Source organism: Actinacidiphila sp. DG2A-62, from assembly GCF_035825295.1.
Lineage (GTDB): Bacteria > Actinomycetota > Actinomycetes > Streptomycetales > Streptomycetaceae > Actinacidiphila.
In genome coordinates, this window is the sequence record NZ_JAYMGI010000002.1 from 2,332,647 (window position 1) to 2,347,896 (window position 15,250).

The 15,250-nt window shown below is 74.7% G+C and carries 14 protein-coding genes and 2 pseudogenes; 3 read left to right on the forward strand and 13 right to left on the reverse strand.

Going from position 1 to position 15,250, the window contains the following annotated elements:
- Positions 1–2 precede the first annotated feature (2 nt).
- The 5 genes and pseudogenes from VSR01_RS10190 to VSR01_RS10210 all read right to left on the reverse strand — a co-directional run bounded on the left by VSR01_RS10190 (position 3) and on the right by VSR01_RS10210 (position 4,134).
- Entirely contained in the window at positions 3–788 is a 786-nt protein-coding gene (locus VSR01_RS10190) for an electron transfer flavoprotein subunit beta/FixA family protein (protein ID WP_326448935.1), read from the reverse strand.
- Entirely contained in the window at positions 736–1,503 is a 768-nt protein-coding gene (locus VSR01_RS10195; RefSeq protein ID WP_442785431.1) for a TetR/AcrR family transcriptional regulator, read from the reverse strand. Before VSR01_RS10195 ends, VSR01_RS10190 begins: the two co-directional genes overlap by 53 nt.
- 129 nt (positions 1,504–1,632) lie before the next feature.
- On the reverse strand, positions 1,633–2,430 hold the full coding sequence (locus tag VSR01_RS10200) for an alpha/beta fold hydrolase (protein ID WP_326448936.1): 798 nt from the start codon (positions 2,428–2,430) through the stop codon (positions 1,633–1,635).
- Positions 2,431–2,706: 276 nt separating this feature from the next.
- A pseudogene (locus VSR01_RS10205) lies at positions 2,707–3,178 on the reverse strand (carboxymuconolactone decarboxylase family protein).
- Positions 3,179–3,279: 101 nt separating this feature from the next.
- On the reverse strand, positions 3,280–4,134 hold the full coding sequence (locus tag VSR01_RS10210) for a helix-turn-helix transcriptional regulator (protein WP_326448937.1): 855 nt from the start codon (positions 4,132–4,134) through the stop codon (positions 3,280–3,282).
- A 269-nt stretch (positions 4,135–4,403) separates the two neighbouring features.
- Between VSR01_RS10210 and VSR01_RS10215 the strand changes: the two are divergent.
- Positions 4,404–5,155: pseudogene (locus tag VSR01_RS10215) on the forward strand (SDR family NAD(P)-dependent oxidoreductase).
- A 90-nt stretch (positions 5,156–5,245) separates the two neighbouring features.
- On the opposite strand, the gene VSR01_RS10220 reads toward VSR01_RS10215, so the two are convergent.
- Positions 5,246–6,055: a TetR/AcrR family transcriptional regulator gene (locus VSR01_RS10220; protein ID WP_326448938.1), complete on the reverse strand. Its 810-nt coding sequence runs from the start codon at positions 6,053–6,055 to the stop codon at positions 5,246–5,248.
- Between the two features lie 155 nt (positions 6,056–6,210).
- On the opposite strand from VSR01_RS10220, the gene VSR01_RS10225 reads away from it, so the two are divergent.
- Positions 6,211–7,362 (forward strand): medium chain dehydrogenase/reductase family protein, encoded by a 1,152-nt coding sequence (locus VSR01_RS10225; protein ID WP_326448939.1) that lies wholly within the window; start codon positions 6,211–6,213, stop codon positions 7,360–7,362.
- 104 nt (positions 7,363–7,466) lie between these two features.
- Here the strand turns inward: VSR01_RS10225 and VSR01_RS10230 are convergent, their stop codons facing one another.
- From VSR01_RS10230 to VSR01_RS10240, 3 genes are all read right to left on the reverse strand, one after another.
- The gene (locus VSR01_RS10230) at positions 7,467–8,831 is read right to left on the reverse strand and encodes a discoidin domain-containing protein (RefSeq protein WP_326448940.1); all 1,365 of its coding nucleotides are present in this window, start codon (positions 8,829–8,831) and stop codon (positions 7,467–7,469) included.
- Between the two features lie 203 nt (positions 8,832–9,034).
- Positions 9,035–9,526, reverse strand: a complete 492-nt coding sequence (locus VSR01_RS10235; protein WP_326448941.1) for a GNAT family N-acetyltransferase — start codon at positions 9,524–9,526, stop codon at positions 9,035–9,037.
- Between the two features lie 141 nt (positions 9,527–9,667).
- Entirely contained in the window at positions 9,668–10,348 is a 681-nt protein-coding gene (locus VSR01_RS10240; protein WP_326448942.1) for a winged helix-turn-helix transcriptional regulator, read from the reverse strand.
- 60 nt (positions 10,349–10,408) lie between these two features.
- Here VSR01_RS10240 and VSR01_RS10245 point away from each other — a divergent pair, with 60 nt between their 5' ends.
- On the forward strand, positions 10,409–11,881 hold the full coding sequence (locus VSR01_RS10245) for an MFS transporter (protein WP_326448943.1): 1,473 nt from the start codon (positions 10,409–10,411) through the stop codon (positions 11,879–11,881).
- A 24-nt stretch (positions 11,882–11,905) separates the two neighbouring features.
- On the opposite strand, the gene VSR01_RS10250 is transcribed toward VSR01_RS10245, so the two are convergent.
- From VSR01_RS10250 to VSR01_RS10265, 4 genes are all read right to left on the reverse strand, one after another.
- On the reverse strand, positions 11,906–12,499 hold the full coding sequence (locus VSR01_RS10250) for a hypothetical protein (RefSeq protein WP_326448944.1): 594 nt from the start codon (positions 12,497–12,499) through the stop codon (positions 11,906–11,908).
- A gap of 157 nt (positions 12,500–12,656) precedes the next feature.
- Positions 12,657–13,268, reverse strand: a complete 612-nt coding sequence (locus tag VSR01_RS10255; RefSeq protein WP_442785432.1) for a histidine phosphatase family protein — start codon at positions 13,266–13,268, stop codon at positions 12,657–12,659.
- 206 nt (positions 13,269–13,474) lie between these two features.
- Positions 13,475–14,218 (reverse strand): zinc ribbon domain-containing protein, encoded by a 744-nt coding sequence (locus tag VSR01_RS10260; protein WP_326453585.1) that lies wholly within the window; start codon positions 14,216–14,218, stop codon positions 13,475–13,477.
- Positions 14,215–15,153, reverse strand: coding sequence for a Nif3-like dinuclear metal center hexameric protein (locus VSR01_RS10265; RefSeq protein WP_326448945.1), 939 nt, complete (start codon positions 15,151–15,153; stop codon positions 14,215–14,217). The genes VSR01_RS10260 and VSR01_RS10265 overlap by 4 nt, the downstream gene beginning before the upstream one ends.
- Between the last annotated feature and the right edge of the window lie 97 nt (positions 15,154–15,250).

Sequence of the window (15,250 nt, forward strand, 5' to 3'; positions counted from 1 at the left end):
GCTCAGATGAACTTCTGGTTCGCCAGGAACTCCGCGAGCTGCCTACCGCCCTCGCCCTCGTCCTTCACGATCGTGCCCGCCGTACGCGCCGGACGCGCCGCCACCGACTCCACCGCACTCCACGCCCCCGCAAGCCCCACCTCACCGGCATCGATCCCCAGATCGGCCAGACCCCACGACTCCACCGGCTTCTTCTTCGCCGCCATGATCCCCTTGAACGACGGATACCGCGCCTCACCGGACTGATCGGTCACCGACACCACCGCCGGCAACGCCGCCTCCAACTCCACACTGGCCGCATCACCGTCCCGCCGCCCCGACACCACCCCACCGGCCACCGACACCCGCGACAACAACGTCACCTGCGGCACCCCCAACCGCTCCGCCAACAACGCCGGCACCACACCCCCCGTCCCGTCCGTCGACGCCATCCCCGTCACCACCAGATCGAACCCCACCCGCTCGACCACCCTGGCCAGCACCAACGACGTACCGAACACATCCGTACCGTGCAGCCCCTCGTCCTCCACATGCACACCCCGGTCCGCACCCATCGACAACGCCTTGCGCACCGCGTCCCGCGCATCCCCAGGACCCACCGTCACCACGGACACCTCGGCATCCCCCGCCGACTCCGCGATCTGCAACGCCTGCTCCACCGCATACTCGTCCAACTCCGACAGCAGACCGTCCACAGCCTCACGATCAGTCGTCAGGTCCTCAGCGAAACGACGATCACCCGTGGCATCGGGCACATACTTCACAGCCACTACGATCCTCAAGCTCACGTCGTACTCCTTCGTACGGAGGGTTGTCCGTCTGCGGGTTGTCCGTCCGCCGTTCCCGCCGCGCCGTCCTCGATGAGGCGGCGCAGCGCCGGGAGCAGCGTGTCGATGTCCTGGTCGGTGGTGAACGCGACGACGGTCGCGCCGCCGGCCGGGAGCCGGCGAAGAGGGTGGTCACCTCGCGCATGGCGTCGTCCAACTCGCCCACGGGGTCGGTGCATTCGCCGCGCAGCCAGCGGCGCAGCACGTGGTTGTGGGCGGAGACGACGGCGGCGGCCATGAGTTCGGCCCGCAGCGCGCCCTGCCGGGTGCCGCCGATCCACTGGGCGATGAACTCGCGGAAGACCCGCTGGTAGCGGGCCACGCTCGCGATCTCCCGGTCCCGCAGCGCGGGCACCTTGCTGGTGAGGGCGTAGCGGCGGCGGGCGAGGTCGCCCTCGCCGACGTAGTGCAGCAGCACCTGGCGGACCGCCTCGGCGACCGCGACGAGGGCGGTGGCGCTGTCGGAGGTGGCCAGGCGGGTCGTCACCTGCTCGATCATCCGGTCGTGATCGGGGAAGATCACGTCGTCCTTGGAGCGGTAGTGGCGGAAGAACGTGGTCCGCCCGGCGCCGGCGCGCTCGGCGATCTCGTCGACGGTGGTCCGCTCGTAGCCCTGCTCGTCGAACAGCTCGAACGCCGCGCGCGCGAGGCGTTCGCGTGCGGTCTCCCTGCCCATGGCGCCCACCTCTGCCGTCCCCCGGTGCGGGGTGCGCGGGGGCGGCGGGCCGCTGGGGCCGCCGTCACCTCGCGTCGCGGTACTGCGTACCGAAAAGATGGTACCCCATCCCACCCGACTTCGGGCGGCTCAGCCCTCCCGGTGCGCCTGCGCGAAGTCCCAGACCACCGGCAGGAACTCCGCCGGCGTCTCGACCTGCGGCATGTGTCCGGTGCCGGGCAGCAGGCGGAACTCGGCGCCCGGAACGGCTGCAGCGTACGCGCGCCCGTACGGCGCGTCCACGATCTCGTCGCCCTCGCCCCAGGCGACCAGCACGGGGTGGGCGACCTTGGCCAGCCGGTCCGGGAGCGTGGGGTCGGCCATCTCGAACGGGCCGGAGTACGCGCGCAGGGCCTGCTGGTTGCCGGCCATGACGGCGCGCAGTTCGTCGGTCAGCGCGTTCGGGTCGAAGCGGAACTTCGAGGGGTCGAAGAAGGACAGCCGGGACAGCTCGACCGGCGTCAGACCGAAGGTCTCGGCTATCGGGTGGCCGGGCACCTCGATGCCGACCGCGTTGGCCAGCACGACGGCGCCGATCCGGTCGCTGCCCAGGGCGGCCAGCTCCGCCGCCGTCCAGCCGCCGATGGAGTTGCCGACCACGACCACGTCGCGCAGGTCGAGGATCTCCAGCAGGCGGGCGTAGACCTGGGCGAGGGTCCGCACGTCGGCGAGCCACTCGGGGCGCTCGGTGCCGCCGAAGCCCGGGTGGACGGGGACGTGGACGGCGGCCGGGTGCTCGCCGGCCAGCAGCGCGGCGAACGGCGCGACGGTCTGCGGGCCGCCGCCGCCGTGCAGCAGCAGGAACGGGCGGCCGGTCTCGCCCTCCCGGTCGACGGCGATGTCCAGGGAGCCCTGGTCGAGGGTGACGGTGTGCGTGGTGCGGATCATCGGGACGCTCCTCGTGCGAGGTGGGACGGCAGGTCGACAGCTTCATGAGAGCTGACTCTCATGAGAATAGACAGCCGTCACCACCTCGCGCAAGTGGACTCTCATAAAGAGAGCCGGGCATTACGAGGGGGTGCGCCGGGCCCGCTCGGTCGGGGCCCGGCAGGGCGGGTGGGCGGGCGGGGTGACCGACGCGATCGGGGCCCGAGGGGCGGGGACCTACGCGATCGGGGCCCGAGGGGCGGGTGACCGACGCGATCCGGCCCGCGACCGCAGCCGTCAGCCGAACTGGCCGGGCTGGTAGTCGCCTGGCCTGGCGCACGATGACGTTCATCCGGTTGTAGGTGTTGATCAGCGCGATCAGCGCCACCAGGGCCGCGAGCTGCTCCTCGTCGTAGTGCTTGGCGGCGGCCTCCCACGCCTCGTCCGTGACGCCGCCGGCCGCGTCGGCGATGCGGGTGCCCTGCTCGGTCAGCTCCAGCGCGGCGCGCTCGGCCTCGGTGAAGACCGTCGCCTCGCGCCAGGCCGCGACCATGTTGAGCCGCACCGCGGTCTCGCCCGCGGCGACGGCGTCCTTGAAGTGCATGTCGGTGCAGAAGCCGCAGCCGTTGATCTGGCTCGCGCGCAGCTTCACCAGCTCCTGCGCGGCGGCCGGCAGGGTCGAGTCCGTGACGACCTTGCCGGCGGAGTTGATGTACCTCGCGAACCTGGCCGCGAGGGGGTTGGCGTAGAAGTTGAGGCGGGGTTCCATCGTCGTCGTCTCTCCTTGTGCGGTGCGTGCGTGGGGCACGTATCGGTGCTTCACAAGGACTGACCCCGCGGACCGCGGTGATGTGACAGCGGCCGGCCCGGCTATCCCCGGCGGTCGTCCATCCGCTGGGTGCCGATCACCGAGAGCAGCCGCAGCGCCTCCTCGGACGACGAGCCGGGCGCGGCGGTGTAGATCACGACGTGCTGGTCGCGGTCGGCGATGTCGAGCGCGTCGCAGTCGACGGTGACCGGGCCGACCACCGGGTGCTGGAAGGTTTTGCGCAGGGCGGGCTGGTCGGCCACGTCGTGCGACTCCCACAGCCGGGCGAACTCCTCACTGCCGGCCAGGAGTTCGCGGATCAGCTCGGCCAGTTCCGGGTCGTCGGGGTAGCGGGCGGCGACCGCCCGCAGGTCCATGGCCGCGACACGGCCGAACCGGTCCGCGTCGGACACCCCGAACAGCCGCCTGCCGTCGGGGTACGGGCCGAGGAACGTCCGCCGCAGGAGGTTGCGGTCGCGCCGCGGCACCGCGGAGAAGTCCTCCATGAGGGCGGCGGCGAGGTCGTTCCAGGCGATCACCTCGTACATCGCCGACGTGACGATCGTGGCGGCCTGCGGGAGGCGTTGCAGCAGGTCGAGGATGCTCTGCCGGACCACCCGGGAGGGGCCGGGCGGCGGGGCCGGCGGCGCGCCGGCGAGGTGGTGCAGGTGGTCCCGCTCGGCGTCGGTCAGCCGCAGCGCGCGGGCCAGCCCGGCCAGCACCTCGCGCGACGGCCGCGGGCCGCGGGCCTGTTCCAGCCGCGTGTAGTACTCGGTCGAGATGAACGCCAGCTGCGCCGCCTCCTCGCGGCGCAGCCCCGGCGTCCGCCGCCGCGGCCCGGCCGGCAGCCCCACCTGCGCGGGCGTGATCCGCTCGCGCCTGCTGCGCAGGAACGCGGCCAGTTCTGCTCTGTCCACGCCTCCAGTGTGCGCACCGGCGCGTGACGGAACCAGGTATGGCCAGTGCCTGGATGGGCTCAGCGGACCGCCGCAGGCTCGGTGGCATGGACGAGAGGGACGAGGCGAACGAGATGAGCGGGGCGAGCGGGATGAGCGGGGCGAGGGGCGCGGGCGGCGGGACCGGCGCGGGCGGTGACGGGGGTACGAGCGGCGCGGTCGGTGGCGTAGGCGCTGGCGGTGCGGGCGGTGCGGGCGGTGCGGGCGGTGACGGGGGCGGCGCGGCCGGGCTGCTGGACGGCAAGGTCGTCTTCGTCACCGGGCCGGCCGGGGCATCGGCGCCGCCGCCGCGCGGCTGTTCGCCCGCGAGGGCGCCCGGGTGATGCTCGCCGCGCGGACCCGGGGGGAGCTGGAGGCGGTGACGCAGGAGGTGCGGGCGGCCGGCGGCACCGCGGACCACGTGGTGTGCGACCTGGCGGACGCCGATGCCGTACGGGCCGCGGTGGACCGTACGGTTTCGGTCTACGGCCGGCTCGACGCGGCGTTCAACAACGGCGCGGCGCTCACCCCGCCCGGCCCGGTGGACCAGGTGCCGGAGGCCGACTTCGACCTCCTCTACGCGGTGAACCTGCGCGGGCCGTGGGTGGCGATGACGGCCGAGATCGCCGCCATCCGCGCCACCGCGGGGACCGGCGCGATCGTCAACAACTCCTCCGTCGGCAGCCTGATGGCCAACCCCGAACTGCCCGCGTACGGCGCGATGAAGCGGGCGCTCAACAGCCTGACCGAGTCGGCCGCGGTGACGTACGGCCCGGAGGGCATCCGCGTCAACGCCATCGCGCCGGGCAACACCGCGACGCGGATGATCCGGGACTGGGAGGCCGACTCGCCCGGCCTGGTCGAGCGGCTGGTCGCGCACACGCCGCTGCGGCGCTCGGCGGACCCGTCGGAGATCGCCGAGGCGGCGGCGTGGCTGCTCAGCGACCGCGCGTCGTTCGTGACCGGCGTGGTCCTGCGGGTGGACGGCGGCGCGCGGGCGTGACGCGCGGGGCGTGACGCGCGGGGCCTGACGCGCGGGCATGCGGGCGGGTACGTACCGCGGGTCCTCGGGGAACCGCCGCGTGCGGCAGGCTCAGCGGCGCAGCAGGTCCTCGACCTCGGCGGTGTAGAACAGCTCGGGGTCGATCGCCATCCCGTCGAACTGGCCGGCGAGTTCGAGGGAGAGCAGGCCGTGCAGACGGGTCCAGAGGCTGAGCGCGCGGTGCAGCGCGGCGGGCGGCGCGGGGTGGCCGCCCGCCCACTGCCGGTGGTCCCGGAGGTGGGCGTCGAAGGCGGTCGCGGCGGGGGCGTCGGGCGCGGGCGGCGGCAGTCGCGCGCAGACGTCCAGCATGACGCCCATGACCTCGACGGCGATCGCGGTGGTGTCCTCCGGCGCGTGGTAGCCGGGGACGGGCGTGCCGAAGAGGAGGAAGTAGCGCTGCGGGTCCTCCAGCGCCCAGCGGCGCATCGTCCGGGCCAGCCGGACCGCGGCGGCCGTCCCGCTGTCGGTTCCGGCGTCGGCTTCCGCGCCGGGCCCGTTGTCCGCCTCCGTGCCGTGGCCGGCCGCCGCGCCCTCCTCGCCCGGCGCCGTGGCCGGACCCGCCGCCGGATGCGCGGCCGCGTGAAAGGCGTCGGCCAGGCTTCGGTACGCGTCCCTGATCAGTGCGGTGATCAGCTCGTCGCGGCCGGCGAAGTAGCGGTAGAGCGCGGGACCGCTCATGCCCATCTGGCGGGCGATCGCGTTGAGGGAGAGCGCCGACGCGCCGGCCTCGGCGACCTGCGCCCAGGCGCGTTCCTTGACCTCGGCGCGCACCTGGGCGCGGTAGCGCTCCCGGGGGCTCGCGGGATCGGTCCCGCTTGCCGTACCTGTCGCGCCCGCCGCGCCGGTCGTGTCCGCCGCCATGCTCGCCCCGCCTCTCCTCGCCACCCCGTGTTCGTACATGCCGCACCGCAACGCTTTAGTTAGAGGCTATCACTAACGCGATTGACACTCGCACACGATCGAAGTTACAACTTCTCACAGAAGCGACGTGCACTAACGGATCAGCGGAGGACGCCATGAACGCGCAACGGAGCACCGAGGCGAGCGCCGGGACGGCCGGCACGGAAGCCGGGACGGAGACCGGGGCAAAGGAGGGGGCGAAGGACGCGGCGAAGGACGGGGCGCAAGCCGCCGCCGCGGGCGTCGAGCGGCTGGTCGAGATCGTGCTGCCGGGCAAGGTCGAGCCCGAGGGACTGTTGGTGCGCGAGGGCGCGGTGCCGGCGGCCGGACCGGGGAAGCTGGTGATCGCGATGGAGGCGACGGGCGTGTCGTTCGCCGAGCAGCAGATGCGCCGCGGAAAGTACTTCGACCAGCCGCCGTTCCCGTTCGTGCCCGGCTACGACCTGGTCGGCACGGTGGCCGCGACCGGCGAGGGGGTCGACCCGGGGCTGGTCGGCCGCCGGGTGGCCGCGCTGGTCAAGACCGGCGGCTGGGCCACGCACGTGGTGGTCGACGCGGCCGACGCGGTGCCGGTGCCCGACGGCGTCGGCGCGGACGAGGCCGAGACGGTGGTGGTCAGCGGCATCACCGCGTGGCAGATGCTGCACCGCAAGGCGCGGGTCCGGGCCGGGCAGACCGTCCTGGTGCACGGCGCGAACGGCAGCGTCGGCTCGGTGCTGGTGCAACTCGCCCTCGCCGCGGGCGTGAAGGTGATCGGCACCGCATCGGCGCGTCACCACGACGGCCTGCGGGCGCGCGGTGTCGTCCCGGTCGACTACCGCACCGAGGACGTGCCCGCGCGGGTCCGCGAGCTGGCGCCCGGCGGCGTCGACGCGGTCTTCGACCACGTCGGCGGGCGTAGCGTCGTCGACTCCTGGGGCCTGCTGGCGCCCGGCGGCACGCTCGTCGCCTACGGCAGCGCGTCCACCCGCGACGACGAGGGCTCCAAGCAGTGGCCGGTGCTCAAGGTGCTCGGCCGGGTGTGGCTGTGGAACGCGCTGCCGAACCGGCGCCGCGCCTTCTTCTACAACGTCTGGGCCGGCCGCTCGCTGTCCAGGTCCCGGTTCCGCGCCCGGCTGCGCGCCGACCTCGGCCGGGTCTTCGCCGCGGTGCGGCGCGGCGAGGTCAGCGCGCCGATCGCCGCGCGGCTGCCGCTCACGGACGCCGCGGGCGCGCTGCGGCTGGCCGAGTCGGGGACCGTCGCGGGGAAGGTGCTGCTGGTGCCGTGAGGCGGTGGCGCGGGCGGGTCGGGCCCGGAGGGCGTCGGGCCGGACCCGGAGGGCGGCGGCTCGGGGCCAGGTCAGCATCGGGTCGGCGCCGGGTCAGCGCCCGGTCAGCCGAAGACCTTCAGCTCGTAGATGCGGGTCGCCGGGTCGGTGGTCTGCGTGGGCGTGGTGACCGTCAGCCGCACGTAGCGGGCGGAGACCCCGGAGAGCGTGTGGCTGGTGACCGACGCGGTGTTGGCGGTGGCCTGCGCCGCGGTGGTCCAGGTGGAGCCGTCGCCGGAGACCTGGACGGTGTAGGCGCGGGTGTTCCAGTCGGTGGACTCGCCGCCGGCGCCCGCGTGGTCGATCTCGACGCCGCTGAGCGCGTGCGGGGCGCCGAGGTCGACGGTCAGCTGCGCGGGCGAGGCCAGCGAGCAGAACTTGTCGCTGTTGCCGCCGGAGACGCTGCCGTTGACGGCCTTGGCCGGGGTCTCGTTGGCATTGCAGGGGGTGGAGCCGGTCGCGCTCTTGCCCTGCGCGAGGTCGGTGGCGCCGCTGTTGCCGTTGTTCATCGCGGCGCTGACGGAGGCGGCCCACTGCCAGGGCGCGGCGGTGCCGCCGGGCTCGGAGTTGAAGTACTCCCAGCCCGCGACGCCGCCGAAGGAGGGGTACTTGGCGGCGAGCGAGGCGAGCGTGCCGTCGAGGGTGGTCGGATCGACGTAGCCGCTGCCGCAGTTGGCCGGATTGGTGAGGGTGCCGGCCACGACCTTGTCGGCCGGGACGACGCCGTGGTTGACGATCGCGTCGTAGCCGCTGGTCGAACTCAGCGAGCCCCAGCCGCAGTAGAACTGCGCGTTGAACCAGGCGATGGAGCTCGCCCGGTCGCGGTAGAGCTGGTCGTAGCTGAAGCCGGAGAGGTTGCCGCCGCCGCTGAGCGCGGTGGCGACGGGCGCGAGGGTGACGAGGAAGCCCGAGCCGAAGTCGGTGTGCAGCTGGTCGATGAGGCGCTCGACGCCGCCCAGTGACATGGACTCCTCGACGTCCAGGTCCAGGCCGTCGAGGTGGTACGTGCTGACGACGTTCTTCAACAGCGGGTAGTACGTGTCGAACTGGGTGTCCAGCCGCTGGAAGCTGCCCTGGGCGGCGCCGCCGACCATGCCCAGCGCGTGCACGCCCTTGGCCCGCATGGCGGCGACGTCCGACCACATCTGGCTGAACTTCGGGTCCCCCGGCGGGTCGTCGTTGAGGTGCACCGAGCCGTCGCCGTTGAGGTGGAACGCGCCGATCAACAGGTCGGTGACGCCCGTGTCGTGATCGGTGAGCCCGAGCGGCGAGACGTAACTCCCATTGGAGTACTGCGTCTGGTAGTACACCACCACCCGCTTGCTGCTCGCCGCCTGCGCGGTCCCACCGCCGCCCAGCAGCACCCCCGCGGCGACCACCACTCCGGCGACCGCCCCGGCCACCACCCGCCGCACGCCCCAGCCCCGCATGCCGGACGTCCTCATCCCCAGAGCACGCCATGCCCTGACGTGCCCACGACAGCCGTACCCACGATGACAATGTTGTCATCGATACGCCTGTTTCCATAGGGGCCCGCAGTGCCCATGGGGCTGCGTGTGCGCTGCTCGGTTTTCGGCGCGCCGGGTGCCGGGTGCCGAGGCCGAGTCCCACGCACCGCCAGTGCCGGTGCCGGTCAGGCGGGGAGGGTGAGGAGGTGTTCGGCGACGTCGGCGTCGCGGGCGGGGGCGTAGGAGTGCTCGGTGGACACCGTGCGGAAGCCGCAGCGGGTGAGGACGCGGAGGGACGCCGCGTTGTCGGCGACGACGCGGGCGTGCAGGGGGCGGTCGGGGGTGGCGGCGAGCAGGGACCGCAGGGCCGCGGTGGCGACGCCCCGGCCCCAGTGGCGGCGGCCGATCCAGTACGTCACCTCGCGCTCCTCCGGCGGTCCGAACACCCCGACGTGGCCCAGGACCTCGCCCTGCGCGTCGACCACGGCGCGCACCGTGACCCGCGGGTCGTGGCGTATGCGCTGCCAGTGCGCGTCGAACGCCGCGCGGTCCGACGGGTCCCGCGCGGTGAACGCGGCCATCCGGACACCCTCCGGCTCCTTCATCTGCGCGTAGATGACCGGCAGGTCGGCGTCGGTCACCTCGCGGAGCGTCACCTCGGGCAGTGGCGCGGCCATGCTTCCTCCCTCGTCGTCGGCGACGGCGCGGGACCGGTCGGGAGCCGCGCGCCTGGTCCGGACGCTACCGCGGGGGTCTGACAACGGGCCCGGACCGCCTCGGTGGAGTCGCCCGGCGCCGGGGGCGGCGCGGGGGCGAGGTCACTCGTCGCGGACCGGGCCGGTGATGTCCCAGCCGGGCGCGGTCATCTCGCGGCGGATGTCCGCGCTCTCCACCTGCTCGCCGCAACTCGCGCAGACGACGCGCGTGTGCAGTTCGTGCTCGCCGGCGGCGTGTCCGTGCGGGTGGTGCCACATCCGCGTGGGGGGTTCGGTGACCACCCAGCGGTCGCCCCACTGGAGCAACTCGCGGATCGCCGGGCCGAGATCGCGGCCCGCGGGGGTGAGGTAGTAGCCGGGGTACCGGGGGTGGTCCGGGCTGGGGCGGCGCTCCAGGACGCCGGCCGCGACGAGGGCCTTCAGACGCGCCGCCAGACGGTCGGTCGGCGCACCGGTGTTGCGCGCGATCTGGCTGAACTGGTGATTGCCGAAGCCGACTTCGCGGATCGCCTGCAACGCCCAGCGGTCGCCCACCAGTTGCAGCGCGGAGGCGAGCGAGCACGGCCGTCCCGGCAGCGTCGTGGGGTCGATCCGCGGGCCGCCCCCGTGCGCGTCCCCGCCCGGGTCCCCCGCCCCGCCCGCACGCGGACCCGCGGCGCCCGCGCCCGCGCCACCCGCCGCGCCCGCAGCCCCCGCCCCCGCGCCGCGCGCCCCGCGCGGGCCGCCCGCATCCACCCCGTCCCTGCCGCCCGTCGCGCCCGTCGCGCCCACCGTGCCGTTCATGCCTCCACCGTCGCACACCCGGAGTTTGATTTCCAAAGTGCGCTGTGCTTTCGTTGAGCCATGCCCAGCGCACTTGGATTTTCAAAGCAGGCCCGCGCGCCGCGGACGACGACCGCGGCGGCCTCGCGAGCGGCCTCACTGGTCGTCGTGCTCGCGGTGTTCATGACCAACCTCGACCTGTGGATCGTGAACGTCGCGCTGCCCGCGATGGGCCGCGACTTCGCCTCCGGGGGGCGCGCGGCGACGCTCGGCGACCTGTCGTGGGTGCTCAACGCCTACGCGATCACGCTCGCCGCGCTGCTGGTGGTGCTCGGCCGGATCGGCGACCGGATCGGCCAGCGGCCGGTGTTCCTCGCGGGCGTGGCCGTGTTCACGCTGGCCTCGCTGGGGTGCGCGCTCGCGCCGTCGCTGTGGGTGCTGGTGGTCGCGCGGGTGGTGCAGGCGGTCGGCGCGGCGGCCCAGCTGCCGACCTCGCTGGCGCTGCTGCTCGCGGCCGTGCCGGCCGAGCGCAGGACCCGGGCGACGCGCGGCTGGGCGGCGGTCGGCGGGTTGGCCGCGGCGGCCGGACCGGTGGTCGGCGGGCTGCTGGTGCAGGCGGACTGGCGCTGGGTGTTCGTGGTGAACCTGCCGATCGGCGCGGCGACGTTCGCCGCCGGTCTCGCCGTGCTGCCCAGGCCCGCCGCGCGGGAGAGCGGCCCGCTGCCGGACGCGTGGGGCGCGGCCTTGGTGACCGCGGCGGTCGCGGCGCTGTCCGGGGCGCTGGTGCAGGCGCCGGACTGGGGCTGGGGCGCGCCGCGCACGCTCGGGCTGCTGGCCGTGGCGGTGGCGTCCGGGGCCTGGTTCTGGCGGCGCTCGGCGCGGCACCACGCGCCGCTGCTGGAGCTGGGGCTGCTCCGGCTGCCGCGGTTCGGCGCGGCGAACGCCGGCACGTTCGTCTACGGCACCGCGTTCGCGATCATGCTGCTGTCGAACGTCCTGTGGTGCCAGGACGTGTGGCACTGGAGCGCCCTGCGGACCGGGTTCGCGCTGGTGCCGGGGCCCGCGCTGGTGCCCGTGGTCACCGTGCTGACCGCGCGGGCCGTGCACCGCTTCGGGCACGGGCCGCTGATCACGGTGGGCGCGGTGCTGTTCGGGGCGGGCATGGCGTGGCGGGCGGTGTTCGTGTCCGTCACCCCGGACTACGTCGGGGACCTGCTGCCCAGCATGGTGCTCGGCGGTACGGGGGTGGGCTTCGCGCTCGGCACGCTGGTGGCGGCCGGTGTCCAGTCGCTGCCGGCCGAACGCGCCGCGACGGGCTCCGCGCTGGTCAACTCGGTCCGCCAGATCTCCTCCACGGTCGGCGTGGCCGTCCTGGTCACCGTCGTCGGGTCCCACGTGGGGGCGGCGTCCCGGTCCGACTTCCGCACCGCCTGGACGCTGGCGGCGGCGCTCAGCCTCGCCACCGCCCTGCTGTCCGCGCTGACGCTGGGCGCCGGCCCGAAGACCCCCGGCGTGGCGCCGGCGCCCGACGCGGTGCGCGCGCCGAGTGCCTAGCCCCCAACCCCTGGCGCGAGACGTCTAGTGGGAGATGTCGCTCAGCGAGGGGACCTTGTCCTTGACGTCCGCCCCCGCGCCGCTGCCCGCCGACTTGACCTTGCCGAGCACCGAGTCGAAGCCGGCCACCGCCGCGCCCGGGTCCTCGCCCTTGCGGAGCTTGGCCGGCAGGTCCTTGAGCGAGTCGATGCCGGCGGTCACCGGGGCCATCAGCTTCGAGAGCGTCGGATCGCCCTTCGCGTCGGCCGAGGCCGCCTTGAGCCTGTTGTACGCGAACGCGCCCGCCAGCCCCGCCTTGACCAGGGTGAACGTGCGGCCGCTCGACCCCTTCTTGAACTTCCCGGCGCGGTACGGCTTGACGATCCACTGGTACGTCGCGCCCGCCGCCAGTCCCGCGTTGGCCACGAACCGGGTCTTGGCCAGCTTCTGCTTCTGCGCGGTGGTCGTCGGGCTCGCGCTCGTGGTGCCGCTGCCGCTCCCGGAGGTGTCCGACGAGGAGCTGCCGCACGCCGGCAGGACCAGCAGCGCCAGGGCCAGCAGGACGGCCGGCAGCAGGCGGCGCCGCGGAATTCGGGACGTCGAGGCGGTTCGGGACGTCGGGGCGGTTCGGGACGTCATGGGCACCTCCGGAGCGGGCCGGCCCGAGGCCGCGGGCCCTGTCGAGGGACGCACTCCCCCGAGGATCACCCGGCCCGGGACGCCGCGCCACCCGGAGCGGCCGGGGGCGTCCGGCCCGTCCCCGCGGCAGACCCGGCACGTCGTACGGCGGAGGGCGTCAGCGCAGGTGGGACGTCATGTTGAGCATCCGCAGCGACGCGTTGCCGTCGGCGTAGTGGGCGACCTCGGAGAGCGAGGCGGGCGCGAGGTCCATCCGGAACAGCGCCTGCGCGGGCGCGCCGAGCGCGAGCCGGGCGAGCGTCTTGAGCGGCGTCACGTGCGAGACCACCAGGACCGTACGCTCCGGCGCCGCGGCCAGCAGCGCGTCCCGCCACGGCACCACCCGCCGCTCGACCTCGGCGATGCTCTCCCCGCCGGGCGGCGCGGCATCCGGCGACCGCAGCCAGGCGGTCAGCTCGTCGGGAAAGCGCTCCCGCACCTCGGCGAAGGTCAGGCCCTCCCAGGCGCCGAAGTCCGTCTCGCGCAGCGCGGGTTCGACCTCGACGGGGACGCCGAGCCGCTCGGCGGCGATCTCGGCGGTGCGACGGCAGCGCGCCAGCGGCGAGCTGACCACCGCCTGCACACCGCCGCGCACGGCCAGCTCCGCGGCGGCCTGCGCGGCCTGCCGCAGACCGCGCTCGGACAGCGGCGGATCGACCGCGGCGCCGCTGCCGGAGAACCGCTTCTGCGCGGTCAGCGCGCTCTCGCCGTGCCGCAGCAGCACCAGCACGGCGGGCCGCGGGAAGGACGCCGGGAGAACGCTCTCCGGAGTCCGCGCCGAGCTCCCGGCGGCTACGCCCCGGCCGCCGCTCCCGCGCCCGGCCGCCGACTCGGGGCTGGGACCGCCCGCCGGACCGGGGCCGGGACCGCCCGCCGGACCGGAGTCGCGACCGTCCGCCGGCCCGCGCCCGTCCGCCGACCCCGGACCCGTACCGCTCACAGCCCCGAGTCGGCGGTCCGGACCAGGATCCTGCGGCAGTTCTCGCAGCGCACCACCGTGTCGGGCGCGGCGGCCCGCATCTCGTTCAGCTCGGTGATGTTCAGCTCCAGCCGGCAGCCCTCGCAGCGCTTCTGGTAGAGCCGGGCCGCGCCGACGCCGCCCTGCTGGGCGCGCAGCTTGTCGTAGAGGGCGAGCAGGTCGCCCGGGACGGTCGCGGCGAGCTCTTCGCGCTCCTTGGCGACGGTGAACCCCTCCGCGTCGATCGCCTGGAGCGCCTCGGTCTTGCGCTGCTCGGCCTCGGCGGTCTTCGCCTCCAGCGACTCGACCCGCCCGGCCAGCTCCGCGGCCCGCTCCTGCGCCGCCTCGCGCCGCTCCATCACCTCCAGGACGATGTCCTCCAGGTCGGACTGGCGCTTGGCGAGCGAGGCGAGTTCGCGCTGGAGGTTTTCCAGGTCCTTCGGCGAGGTGACCACGCCGGAGTCCAGCCGCTGCTGGTCGCGGGCGGCGCGCTGGCGGACCTGGTCGACGTCCTGCTCGGCCTTGGTCTGTTCGCGGGCGGTGTCGCCGTCCTCGGTGCGCGCGGCGACCAACAGGTCGCGCAGCTGGGCGAGATCGGCGTTCAGGCGCTCCAACTCCGCGTGCTCGGGCAGGTTCTTGCGCCGGTGGTCCAGCTGCGCGATGCGCGAGTCGAGGGCCTGGACGTCGAGGAGTCGGATCTGGTCGGCGGGCGCGGCGTTCAGCGGGGGGCTCCTGAGGAAGACGAAGGGGACGAGGAAGCGGAGGGCGGCGCGGAGGACGACGCGGACGCCGCCGGGGACCCGGCGCCGGACCCCGTGGGCGTCGTCGAGGGCGCGTGCAGCGTCCAGGGGTCGGTGACCGCGCGCGAGACATGGGTGCGCAGCGCCCACCCGTGCCGGTCGGAGATCTCGTCGAGCTGGCCGGCCGCCTGCTCGCACCACGGCCACTCGGTGGCCCAGTGCGCGGCGTCGACCAGGGCGAGCGCGCCCGCCTCGCGGGCCTCGGAGGCCGGGTGGTGCCGCAGGTCCGCGGTCAGGAACACATCGGCGCCGGCCGCCCTGACCTGGTCGAAGAGGCTGTCGCCCGAGCCGCCGCAGACGGCGACGGTACGGACCGGGGCGTCCGGGTCGCCGGCCACCCGCAGGCCCGCCGCGGTCGCGGGCAGGCCGTGCGCGGCCCGCGCGGCGAACTGCGCGAGGGTCAGCGGCGCGAGCGGCTCGCAGAGCCGGCCGAGGCCCCGGCGCCCGGCGGGGTCCGCGGGGTCCGGCACCAGCGGCCCGGTGACCCGCAGGTCGACGGCGGCGGCGAGGGCGTCGGAGACCCCGGGGTCGGCGCGGTCGGCGTTGGTGTGCGCGACCAGCAGCGCGACGCCGCCGCGGATCAGGTCGTGCACCACCTGGCCCTTGAAGCCGGCCCGGCCGACCGGCGCGACCGTCGTGGTCCCGCGCAGGTAGAGGGGGTGGTGGGTGACGAGCAGGTCGGCGCCCAGGCGCAGCGCCTCGTCGGCGACCTCCTGCACCGGGTCGACGGCGAACAGCACCCGGGAGACCTCGGCGGACGGGTCCCCGCACACCAGGCCGACCGCGTCCCAGGACTCGGCCAGCTCCGGCGGCCAGAGGGCGTCGAGGGCGGCGATGACGTCGGACACAGTGGGCACGGAAGGAAGGTTACCTGGCCGCGCCCGGCCGCCGTCGGGCCACCGGGAAGCCGGGGCCGGGGCGGGGGACAGCCGGAGCCGGACCGCCGGGAAGCCA

Coding starts and splice junctions, on each gene's coding strand:
- VSR01_RS10195 (WP_442785431.1), bottom strand. CDS start 1,503: ATGGGCAGGGAGACCGCACGCGAACGCCTCGCGCGCGCGGCGTTCGAG.
- VSR01_RS10200 (WP_326448936.1), bottom strand. CDS start 2,430: ATGATCCGCACCACGCACACCGTCACCCTCGACCAGGGCTCCCTGGAC.
- VSR01_RS10220 (WP_326448938.1), bottom strand. CDS start 6,055: ATGGCGGCGGACACGACCGGCGCGGCGGGCGCGACAGGTACGGCAAGC.
- VSR01_RS10225 (WP_326448939.1), top strand. CDS start 6,211: ATGAACGCGCAACGGAGCACCGAGGCGAGCGCCGGGACGGCCGGCACG.
- VSR01_RS10230 (WP_326448940.1), bottom strand. CDS start 8,831: ATGCGGGGCTGGGGCGTGCGGCGGGTGGTGGCCGGGGCGGTCGCCGGA.
- VSR01_RS10235 (WP_326448941.1), bottom strand. CDS start 9,526: ATGGCCGCGCCACTGCCCGAGGTGACGCTCCGCGAGGTGACCGACGCC.
- VSR01_RS10240 (WP_326448942.1), bottom strand. CDS start 10,348: ATGAACGGCACGGTGGGCGCGACGGGCGCGACGGGCGGCAGGGACGGG.
- VSR01_RS10245 (WP_326448943.1), top strand. CDS start 10,409: ATGCCCAGCGCACTTGGATTTTCAAAGCAGGCCCGCGCGCCGCGGACG.
- VSR01_RS10250 (WP_326448944.1), bottom strand. CDS start 12,499: ATGACGTCCCGAACCGCCCCGACGTCCCGAACCGCCTCGACGTCCCGA.